Source organism: Okeania sp. SIO3I5, from assembly GCF_010672085.1.
Lineage (GTDB): Bacteria > Cyanobacteriota > Cyanobacteriia > Cyanobacteriales > Microcoleaceae > Trichodesmium.
Genome location: NZ_JAAHHT010000044.1, coordinates 1 through 10,937, shown reverse-complemented (window position 1 = coordinate 10,937; position 10,937 = coordinate 1). Strand labels below are relative to the sequence as shown.

Genomic DNA, 10,937 nt, shown 5'->3' with positions numbered 1-10,937 from the left:
TTAATTTTTCTCCATTTTAACTATCTATCAGCTTTTTTAATTAATTGATAATGAATAATCACAACTATCTCTAATTTTAAATTCTTAATTTTAAATTCTTAATTTTAAATTCTCAAGTCTCAATTCTCAATTCTCAATTCTCAATTCTTAATTCTCAATTCTTAATTCTCCATTGGTAAATATACAGTAAAAGTAGTTTCCCCAGGCACAGAATTTACCTCTATTTTTCCTTCATGTTTTTCAATGATTTTTCTGACAATATCTAAACCTAAACCACTGCCTTCTCCTGCTGGTTTTGTTGTAAAAAATGGTTGAAATATTTTCGACATAATTTCAGGAGGTATTGCCTTGCCACTATCAATAATGCTCACCCTAATATAACTATCTAACTGAGTTGCTTCAATAGTTAAACTACCATCATATTCCATTGCTTGTAAAGCGTTGTGAATTAAATTTGTCCAAATTTGATTTAACTCATCAGGATAACATTGAATAAAAGGCAAAGAACTATCAAACTTTCTGATAACTTCTACACCATGCTTAATCTTATTATGGTACAAACTTAAGACTTTTTCAACTCCTTCCAAAATATTAGCTTTTACTTTCTCCCCAGTAGAGTCATAACGAGCATAATTTTTCAGAGCAAACACTACTTTTGCCGCCCTTTCTGCAGCAGTACGAATAGTTTTGCTACTGGTTTGAACATTGGCAAATTGATAATCAATTTTGAGAATTTCTTCACTGTTTTTATCCTTTAATAAAGGTAAAAATTCAGTCAAACTATCATAAACTCCTACCCCTGCTAAATAGTTAGCCATAATTGTAGCTTTATCAATTGAATTTGCCTGAAGTTGACTAACTAAATTTCTTTTAATTTGCCGTTGCTCTCTAGTAGATAAAGAAATACCTGCATTGTTTGATTTTTTTAAGAGAGCAAAAAAGTTTTCCTGTCGCTCCGGAGAAAGTTCTTTGAAAAAAATAGGAAGTTTTTCTAAATAAACTTCCCAAAAATTAGCAATACTATTAATTGAAGAATTAATCGCACCCAAAGGAGTATTGATCTCGTGAGCTATACCCGCTATTAGTTGTCCGAGAGCCACCATTTTTTCTGATTGAATTAACTCTTGTTGAGCAGTTTGTAGTTGTTCTAAAGTAGTAGCCAACTCCTGATTTTTTTGAAGTAAATTTGATTCTGCTTGGAGGCGATCGCGAGATTCCATAGCTAAGGAAGTCATGTATGCTAAATAACTGCCAAAATTCTGTTCTTCAACTTCCCAATCTCTATGATTTTCTTGATGTTCTAGACAAATCACACCAATTATTTTTCCCTTAAAATTAATCGGAATATTTAAGGTAGCACTAACCGATATAGGAGCCAAATAATCTAGAGCTGTTCCTGGAGTATCAGAGTGAATATCAAGATTCTGACTATAATTTTTATCTTGATGATTAACATTTTGAAATAACAGCGGAAAACCACCAGTAAAAAATTGATTTTCCTGACTATGTTGTGCAGCAGATAATTGATATAAATCTGCACATTTCAGCTCAAACTTATCCTCACTATAAAACCACACACTTGTTTTTTCCACATCCAGAATATGACTTCCTAATTCAGTTATTTCTTGTAAAGCAGTCTCCAAATTTCCTTCATATAAATTTTTACTCTTAGCTAGCTTTAACAATCCCGTCTGTTGTTTTTTTAGACGATTTCCCCTAGCTTCCATTTTTTATTCCGCTGCAATTCTTTCTTGAATTTGTGTTTTTAAAGAAGCATTTGTTTCGACTAATTCAGCAGTGCGTAAACGTAATCCTTCAGTAGCTTCCTGAACCCGATTTTCTAAATCATCATAAGCATGATTGCGAGCTATTTCTGCTTTTTGTCGTAATAATTATGAAGTAGCTCTTTCTGCAAAAACTTGCACCATTACCATAGCATTTTCTTCATTAACTAAAAGTTGATTATTAATCACACATAACGTCCCTATTGCCTGCCGATTTTCATCTAATAACGGTACTCCTAAATAACATTGAGCTTTGTTGTTACCGAAAAAATAACACTGTGGAAAATATTCTTTTAAATTATCTGGGTAGTATGATAATTTTCTGGTGTTAATAACAGTTTTAAAAGGTGTATTTAAAAAATTAAATTCAATATTATCTCTGATTTTTCCCTCTCCCCAAATAGCCAAAGTTTTTAAATTGAAAGAGTCTTCAACTATTTCACAAACAAACACATAACTAACATCTAAAGCTTTCCCTAAATTCTCAACTAAAGCCGGAAAAAATTCTTCTCCTGTCACAGAAGAAGTTGCCATGACAATATTTTGTAATATCTGTTCTGCGTGTTGACGTTCTAATATTTGATGCTGTAATTCTTGGTTAACTGCTTCTAATTGTTCCGGTGTTTTTAGAGCTAGAAACTGAGGCAAAAGAGTAGCCATTTGTAAAGCTGTAAAACAAGAAACTCAAGCAGTCATTGCCTGCTCCACCCCAGAAAGCCAATAAGCAGGATACCACAATGTCCAAACCTCTAATAAGTGACCTATTCCACACAAAATAATAAATGCTCCAAATAAAGCAAATACTCCTAAAAATGGAATTTCTTTTTTACGTTTGCAGAGAAAATACACCAACATTGCTCGTATAGAAAAATAAGCAAGGGCAATGAGTAAATCGCTCAAAAGATGGAGCCACACTAATGAAGTTTGCCATAGGTAACAATTACCATGAGGCATATATTGACTTGGTGAAAATATAGATTTCAATACTTCCCACATTTTTGTTATCTTATGTTTTTGTTTTAGAGAACAGGAAAAAAAATAGAATAAAAATAACTATTTCCCTCCTTCTTCCTTCTTTCTAACACAAAACAAAAAAAACAAAGGATTTTATATCTTTGCTATTACAGCAGATTCTATTTTAGTTAGGTACGCTGACTGAGAGAATTTAATTATTAAGTCTGTACTTTTTATGCTTGGAATTTGCTGTAAATCTATTGTCCCCTTCTTCTTATTTCTTAACCGAAAAAGAAAGGTATAAACCCTCTCCTTTAAAGAAGGAAAATGCTAGGATATTTCTTTAATTTTCAATCCTCTCGTTTTTAATAATACTATGCATGAAAAAAGAATGTTACGAATAGTAAGAGCGATAAAAATAATTTTCAGGAGACATCCATTTGACAAAAAAGATGATTTATATCATGTTCGGTTGAATACTTATAAATAATTATCAAGGAGTCAGGAGTCGTAGGGACGAACGGCCGTTCGCCCGTACAGGAGTCAGAATTACTGGAGAAAGGAGTCAGGAGTCAGAAGTCAGAATTGCTGGAGAAAGGAGTCAGGAGAAAAGTAGAAGTGTAATATCTTTTCCCTACTCTCAAAGCTGAAATTTTATTTATAACTGATTATCCGAACATGATTTTACGACCTAAAAAGTGGTATTGAAGCAATTCCGATAAGACTCCTGACTCCTGACTCAAACAAAAATCCCCCAATTATTTGTAGCAAACATTTATCAAAATGGTATAAGAGGTAATTATCAATTATTAATTATTAAGGTTCTTCTAGACTGGTTATAGCTTTTTAGTAGTTTAAATAGGGTTTGCTGAAAAAGTCTTGTGGTAGGGGTAGGAGTCAGTCGTCGTAGGGGCGAATGGCCATTCGCCCGTACAGGAGTTAGGGGAATTTAGAGAAGGTAGGTTTAAGAATTGTTCGTCAATTTTTCTGTCTTTATCTGCCCAAAATACTAAATTTTTGAAGCTAAAAAACCTAAAAGCTTGGATTTTTTCAAGATATAAAAAGCCTGAAACTTTGACCTGAAAAGGATTTAATATTTAATCAGCAAACCCTAAATAAACTTAACCCCTTAAATAGCAGAGGATTTAATCTTTAGGAAAATTGATTGTTATTAGAATCGCTTTTTTTGTATAACCATAATCCGTGCATAATAATCGTTATAGAGTTCCTAAGTGTAGTAATTCATAGCTACCCTAGAAGAACCTTAATTATTAATTATTAATTATTAATTATTAATTATTCCTCATACCAACTAGAACGCCACGCTGACTCAGCTTCCATTACAGCTAATTCCCGTTGCTTTTTATGGTATTCTCGTTCCAGTTGACTGAGCTTTCCTAAAAGACTACGAATTTTATTACGCCAACCTGTGACATTAATATCAGTAAATTCTATTTCAGATAATCGCAAATTTATTGCTGTGATTCGAGTCACCTTAGTATCATCATCATCATCTAAATTTTCTGCTTCAATCAACAAATTTAATATATTAGGTTTCCCACCTACAGGAGTATCTCCTGATTCCATCTTTGTTGCAGCTTCTAAAACTTTTTCTGGTATTTTTTTAGGTAGTATTTCTACTCTCTGAAGTATACAATTTGTCTGATGAGAAAGTTCTTTGAGAATTTTGGGTATTTGCTTTTCTATATTTTCTTGCCAAGGTCTTAATAAATCAATATTCTCCAATTTACCAACAATACTTTCTGGAGAACTTTTCATTTTTTCTGCCTCAGTTTTATCGAGGGTTTCTCCAGTTCCAGTGGCAACCTCTTCCTCCTGAGAATTTGTTGTAAGTTGTGAAGATATTTCAGTCAATAATTCAGAAGCATCAAATTCTATAACTTCTTTTTCCTTCTCTTCTTCATTCAGAAGACTCATTATTAATTCTGCGGCAGAAGTCTCATCCGATTTTTCTTCAAACTTTGGCTCTTGGTTCAATAATTCTTGTAATTCTTGAACTGCCAATTTAGATTTTTCTCGCAGTTCTTGCTGCATTTTTTGTCGCTGAGAAAATGATAAATTCAGAAATGCTTCTGGGTATGCCTGAGTACAAATATGATAACTAGCAAAAATTAACTGTTGGCGCATCCCTTGCCCCAAAACTTGTAAATAGCCTTGATATGTACTATAAAATTCCTTGGCAATATCAGCGATCGCCTCTTCAATTCTTTTCAAATCTTGTCCTATTTTTTTAATTTCTCCCACTACACCCAAATATATCTATACAATTTTGAATTTTGAATTTAAGTAAGTATTCAGCTATTAACCATCAGCTCTCAGCAATAATACCCTGTGCTTAAAGACGGAGTTTAAATGAATATAGACTTTGGAGCTAACTTTTGTAGTAAGATTTTTCGTTTCTCAATTAAATATTGCTTTTAGTGAGTGATAAAAGCAATAGTTGATAGCTAACGGCTGAATACTTACGAATTTAAGATGTAGAATTTAGTAATTTAGGGTAATTGAAATTTATAATTTAAGGTAAATTTACCAATTCTGAATTTTAAATTCTATAAGGTAAATTTACCAATTTTAAACTCAGAATTCAGAATTCTAAATTCTCAACTCTAAATTCTTACTTACTTCCAGTTTGTGCTGCCACTTCTTCAGCAAAATTACTTTCTTTTTTCTCAATACCTTCTCCTAAAACAAACCGAATAAAACGACGTACTTGTACTTTTTCACCTAACTGAGCGCTAGTTTCCTTAATCAACTCTTCTACTGACTTATTTTGGTCACGAATAAAAGGCTGATCCATCAAAGTTAATTCTTTTAACCGCTTGTCTATTCTACCTTGAACTATTTTTTCCCTAATATTTTCCGGTTTATTGCTCAGGTCTTCTCTACCCATTTCTATAGATTTTTCACCTTCTACAAATTCAGTCGGAATATCATCAACAGACACATATTCTACCTGTGGACAAGCAGCTATTTGCATCGCAACATTCTTGACTAATTCTTTGAATGCCTCATTCCTGGCCACAAAATCTGTTTGACAGTTTACTTCTACTAAAACACCAATTCTGCCACCTGTATGAATATAACTCTCAACCAGTCCCTCTGCTGCGACTTTACCCTCAAGTTTTCCAGCAGAAGCAATACCTTTTTGTCTCAGCCATTCTGTAGCTTTAGTAATATCCCCATCAGTTTCTTTGAGGGCTTTTTTGCAGTCCATCATACCAGCGCCTGTTTGTTCGCGCAACTCTTTAACCAATTTTGCAGATATTTCCGCCATCTTTCATTATTTCCTTTACTTGCAGTACAATTTTATTTATTATTATAGGGTTGTCGCTAAAGATTTTGAAAAAATCTTCCATATACCAGAGATAGAAATTAGTGAAGTAGCAAATAGGTAAGGAGCCATCTAAAAAATAACCTGAACAGTTTTTTTTAATAAAAGCTATATTTCACAACCTATTTCAGATAAAATTTGTACAACTTAATTTTTACTGAATAATTAAGAATTAAGAATTATTCAGCTTTATTAGCCTTACCTTTTAAGGGGAGACTAATAAATTCTTTCCTTGAGCATCAATCCTCTCCCTAAAAGAGCAGGGCTATTTTATTCTAGAATAAAGTGACAATTTTACTCTTTGTTTAGAGATTGGTTGATATAAACTTCAATTCTTGAAAAGGCATATTTTCGTCCTTTGCACAAAAAGTCAGAAATTAGAACAAAATAGCCCTGCTAAAAGGGAGAGGTAATATCCATTATCCATTAATGAAACGATGCCTAAAAGAGCTTGTTTGTTGGTTTTGGTAATTTAGTAGTTTAGTTGATTTTTTGATCGAAGGAGTCCTCCATTTCATCCTGATAATTTATAGCAGTCGAAGCAAAGATTAGGACATAGACTGATGATGAATCTTATAGTAGGAAACACTTTTCCAACTGTTCCCTGTTCCCTGTTCCCTGTTCCCTGCAATACTGATTATATTGGCATTAATTAGTAAATCAAGAGATAAATCTCTGGGGAACAAAGAAACCAAATAAATCTTTGAGCTTACTTATCAACTTTCTCTTTCTCTAATCCTAACAATTCATCCCACAAATATGCAGTAGTAATAGTAATATAAAGGAATCCGACAATCGTGTTCCCACCATGCTGGATTTTGTTTAAGCCATTCTATAGCCTTATTTATATCGCCATTAGTTTTTTTCAGGGCTTTTTTACAATCCATCATACCTCTACCTGTCTTTTTCCGTAATTCATAAACTAAGTTTGCAGATATTTGCACTATCTTTCTTTCAGTTTTTTCTCCTACTTCTTCAGAAAAATTACTCTCTTGTTCCTCAACATCTTCTCCTACTTCTTCAGAAAAGTTACTCTCTTGTTCCTCAACATTTTCTCCTACAAAAAATCTTATAAAATGAAGTAATTGAATATTTGCACCTAACTTAGCGCTAGTTTCTTTAATCAACTCTTCCAATGTCTGATTTTTGTCTCCAATAAAAGGTTGATCCAACATAGCTAATTTTTTTAACCGCTTCTCTATTCGACATTGAACTATTTTTTCCTTAATATTTTCCGGTTTATTCCTCAAGTCTTCTTTAGCCATTTCTATAGACTTTTCACTTTCTATAAATTCAGTGGGAATATCATCAACTGACAAATATTCTATATGTGGACAAGAAGCTATTTGCATCGCAACATTCTTGATTAGTTCTTTTAATTCACTCTTCTGGGTAAGAAAATCTCTTTGAAAACTTAATTCTAATAAAACACCAATTCTGCTACCCGTATGAATATAACTCTCAACCAGTCCTTCTGCTTCTACCTTACCTTCATTATTTATAGTAGCAGGAATACCTTTTTCCTTAAGCCATTCTATAGCTTCATTAATATCCCGATCAGTTTCTTTGAGGAATTTTTTGCAGTCTATTATATATACGCTTGTTTTTTCCTTCAATTCTTTAACTAACTTTTCAGATATTGCCCCCATTTCTTTTCCTATTTTAGTTTCCTAACTTTCAGGTAGGATTTTTAAAAAAAATATACCCTTTAATTTATCTCTAAAAACCCTACCTCTGCTACTCAACAATATTACTTGAGTTGATTATTCTTCCTCATTATTTTCTTCTGATGATTCATCTTCATCCACATCCATCTCATCTAACTCAAAATCTCCTTCAGCACCCTCATAATCATCTTCGTATTCTTCATAATCCTCATAGTCCTCTTCATAGTCTGTTTCTAATTGACCATGACGACCTTCATAAATAGCATCAGCCAACTTACCCACTATAAGTTTAATTGACCGAATAGCATCATCATTTGCTGGAATAGGAATATCTACTTGAGTAGGGTCACAATTAGTATCTAATAAAGAAATAATAGGAATATCTAACTTCTGACATTCTTGAACAGCATTATACTCTCGTCGCTGATCTACCATAATTACCCCATCTGGAAGGCGACGCATATTTTTAATCCCACCCAGATATTTTTGTAGTTTAGCCATTTCACGTCGAAGAACAGAAGCTTCTTTTTTGGGCAACAAATCTAGTCCCCCATTGTCCTCACGACGCTCTAGATCTTTCAATCTTTCTACACGAGTCTTAATAGTAGTCCAGTTAGTCAGCATTCCACCTAACCAGCGTTGGTTAATATAATAACCTCCGCATCTAGTAGCTTCTTGAGCAATAATACCAGCAGCTTGACGCTTAGTACCAACAAATAAAAATTTTTTTCCTTGTTCTGAAGCAGTTCTAATATAAGAATAAGCCTCATCCATTAATTGAGCTGTTTGAACCAAATCAATAATATGAACCCCATTACGCTCAGTAAAAATATACTGGGACATTCTTGGGTTCCAACGACGAGTCTGATGTCCAAAGTGGACTCCTGACTCTAGCAATTGAGCCAAACTAACAACTGGCATATTTTAATCTCCTATTCGGGTTAATCCTCCATCCAAGCGCATTCCCACAAATTAAAAATCTGTAGAACACCCGATTACCCAGATGTGCGATTTTAGACAACTTTTCTAGCTTATCATATCTAACACCCATTTTGAATCTACGATTAGGAGTTGGGAAGTTGGGGAATAGGGAAGTTTTGGAGTCAGGGAGTCAGGGGGGATTTTTTAATCTTTTTCCTGTATTGCTTTTTCCCAGGGACATCCTAACTCAAAAATTTAATCAAGGCCAAGATACTAAATAGGTTATGTAGTAGTTATATTTGAGTAAATTAGGAAAAGCTAGATTTTTTGGAATTCTCAATTCTCAATTCTGAATTCTCAATTTTATTTTAGTTTGTGTAGAAAATCTTGATTTCTTGCCTACTGCTTATTGTCTATTGACTCTTAGCTCAAATCATAATTTTTGTACTTCATTAAATTAGGAAAAGCTAGATTTTTGGAATTCTCAATTCTCAATTCTGAATTCTCAATTATATTTTAGTTTGTGTAGAAAATCTTGATTTATTGCCTACTGCTTATTGTTTATTGACTTATTGTTTATTGACTCTTAGCTAAAAGAGTAATTTTTGTACTTCATTAAATTTAGGAAAAGCTAGATTTTTGGAATTCTCAATTCTCAATTCTGAATTCTCAATTATATTTTAGTTTGTGTAGAAAATCTTGATTTATTGCCTACTGCTTATTGTTTATTGACTCTTAGGTAAAAGAGTAATTTTTGTACTTCATTAAATTAGGAAAAGCTAGATTTTTTGGAATTCTCAATTTTATTTTAGTTTGTCTAGAAAATCTTGATTTATTGCCTACTGCTTATTGTCTATTTATTGTCTATTGACTCTTAGCTCAAATCATAATTTTTGTACTTCATTAAATTAGGAAAAGCTAGATTTTTTGGAATTCTCAATTCTCAATTCTGAATTTTCAATTCTATTTTAGTTTGTCTAGAAAATCTTGATTTCTTGCCTACTGCTTATTGTCTATTGACTCTTAGCTCAAATCATAATTTTTGTACTTCATTAAATTAGGAAAAGCTAGATTTTTTGGAATTCTCAATTCTTAATTCTCAATTCTTTTTTAGTTTGCGTAGAAAATCTTGATTTATTGCCTACTGCTTAAAATTAGGAAAAACTATAATTATTAATTATTAATTGTTAATTATTAATTATTTCAAGGATGTATTTGCCCTAATATTATTTTTAGGCGATCATAATCATCTCTGAGCAAAACACTCATACTTCTACCTGCTTGAACTAACCAATCACGATCTGCTTTTCTAAGTTGATAAATTTCCCGAATAGTAGCTGCAACTAAAGCATCAACAGGAGCATTAACTAACAGTAATAATGTCCGCAAGAAATCTAACTTTTCACTAAACCTAATTATTTCCTCTGGTTCACATAAATAAACTGCTTGATGAATTTGAGGAGGACGAGGTGGAATATACTGATAAATTATAGAATTTCCTGCTTTAGAACCATTCAAATTTTCTGGAGAAGAAAAACCCACTATTGCTGCTCGAAACTCTGTCTTCAACATAGCAAAAATTTGTGGTTGTTGCTCCCGTAATTCAGACAAAGACATTCCTAAAGCTCTAGCTCTATGTACCGAGTCAATAGGTAAAGTCGTAGCATAATAAACCACCCCATAAATCTGATTTCCTGATTGTTCATCTTTCGACTTTACCCAAGTACCAAAAGCAGGCATCATAGGAAAATCTAACTCTTCTGGTTCTAAACACTGAGCTAAAAATTCTGTAGTTGCCGTTTCTATGACTTCAGCTATGTAATTATTCTGACGATTTGTATTAGCAAACTGAGGTAAAGGAAGACGCATAATTCAGTTATCAGTTATCAGTTATCAGTAAACTATTCGGTATTTTGTTTAAAGGAACGCCTACTATTTAACAAGGGTTTCAGCTAGAAAAATTTCAAGTTTATCAAGTTTAAATGCACTACAGCTTACCTTCTACTTAAGCAGGATACTTGAAATTATGAATTTTCTTTTCTATCCCCTTCAAAAGGAAAGATTTAAACCTTATTTATTCGTCATTAATTAAGTGCGAATCATATCTATTTCCCATCCTTTGTTGGGGAAAAACTCCTTTCTATCCAGGACTATTTTATTCTAGAATCAAGTGACAATTTTACTAGCTTTTAGAGATTGGTTAATATAGCCTTCAATCTTTGAAAAAGCATATTTTCGTTAATCTACAAAAAGTCATAA

At 32.7% G+C, this 10,937-nt stretch carries 7 protein-coding genes and 2 pseudogenes; all 9 read right to left on the bottom strand.

Annotated features, from left to right (window positions below; genetic code table 11):
• Positions 1-161: 161 nt before the first annotated feature.
• The 9 genes and pseudogenes from F6K40_RS13030 to F6K40_RS12990 all read right to left on the bottom strand — a co-directional run bounded on the left by F6K40_RS13030 (position 162) and on the right by F6K40_RS12990 (position 10,547).
• Complete coding sequence (locus F6K40_RS13030; protein WP_293136410.1) at positions 162-1,727, bottom strand: GAF domain-containing sensor histidine kinase; 1,566 nt, start codon at positions 1,725-1,727, stop codon at positions 162-164.
• 165 nt (positions 1,728-1,892) lie between these two features.
• Positions 1,893-2,444: a GAF domain-containing protein gene (locus F6K40_RS13025; protein WP_293136408.1), complete on the bottom strand. Its 552-nt coding sequence runs from the start codon at positions 2,442-2,444 to the stop codon at positions 1,893-1,895.
• A gap of 24 nt (positions 2,445-2,468) precedes the next feature.
• Positions 2,469-2,780 carry a hypothetical protein gene (locus tag F6K40_RS13020; protein WP_293136405.1) on the bottom strand — a complete coding sequence of 104 codons (312 nt, stop codon included), beginning with the start codon at positions 2,778-2,780 and terminating at the stop codon, positions 2,469-2,471.
• Positions 2,781-4,034: 1,254 nt separating this feature from the next.
• Entirely contained in the window at positions 4,035-5,012 is a 978-nt protein-coding gene (locus tag F6K40_RS13015; RefSeq protein ID WP_375340565.1) for a hypothetical protein, read from the bottom strand.
• A gap of 361 nt (positions 5,013-5,373) precedes the next feature.
• Positions 5,374-6,033: a translation elongation factor Ts gene (gene tsf / locus F6K40_RS13010; RefSeq protein WP_293136402.1), complete on the bottom strand. Its 660-nt coding sequence runs from the start codon at positions 6,031-6,033 to the stop codon at positions 5,374-5,376.
• Positions 6,034-6,908: 875 nt separating this feature from the next.
• A pseudogene (locus tag F6K40_RS13005) lies at positions 6,909-7,037 on the bottom strand (elongation factor Ts); the annotation flags it as partial.
• Between the two features lie 117 nt (positions 7,038-7,154).
• Positions 7,155-7,739: pseudogene (locus tag F6K40_RS13000) on the bottom strand (elongation factor Ts); the annotation flags it as partial.
• Between the two features lie 114 nt (positions 7,740-7,853).
• Complete coding sequence (gene rpsB, locus F6K40_RS12995; protein ID WP_293136400.1) at positions 7,854-8,678, bottom strand: 30S ribosomal protein S2; 825 nt, start codon at positions 8,676-8,678, stop codon at positions 7,854-7,856.
• A 1,203-nt stretch (positions 8,679-9,881) separates the two neighbouring features.
• Entirely contained in the window at positions 9,882-10,547 is a 666-nt protein-coding gene (locus F6K40_RS12990; RefSeq protein ID WP_293136398.1) for an HAS-barrel domain-containing protein, read from the bottom strand.
• Between the last annotated feature and the right edge of the window lie 390 nt (positions 10,548-10,937).

What these genes read in the sequence shown, in the direction of transcription:
- F6K40_RS13030 (WP_293136410.1), bottom strand. Translation starts at nt 1,727, where the DNA reads ATGGAAGCTAGGGGAAATCGTCTAAAAAAACAACAGACGGGATTGTTA.
- F6K40_RS13025 (WP_293136408.1), bottom strand. Translation starts at nt 2,444, where the DNA reads ATGGCTACTCTTTTGCCTCAGTTTCTAGCTCTAAAAACACCGGAACAA.
- F6K40_RS13020 (WP_293136405.1), bottom strand. Translation starts at nt 2,780, where the DNA reads ATGTGGGAAGTATTGAAATCTATATTTTCACCAAGTCAATATATGCCT.
- tsf (WP_293136402.1), bottom strand. Translation starts at nt 6,033, where the DNA reads ATGGCGGAAATATCTGCAAAATTGGTTAAAGAGTTGCGCGAACAAACA.
- rpsB (WP_293136400.1), bottom strand. Translation starts at nt 8,678, where the DNA reads ATGCCAGTTGTTAGTTTGGCTCAATTGCTAGAGTCAGGAGTCCACTTT.
- F6K40_RS12990 (WP_293136398.1), bottom strand. Translation starts at nt 10,547, where the DNA reads ATGCGTCTTCCTTTACCTCAGTTTGCTAATACAAATCGTCAGAATAAT.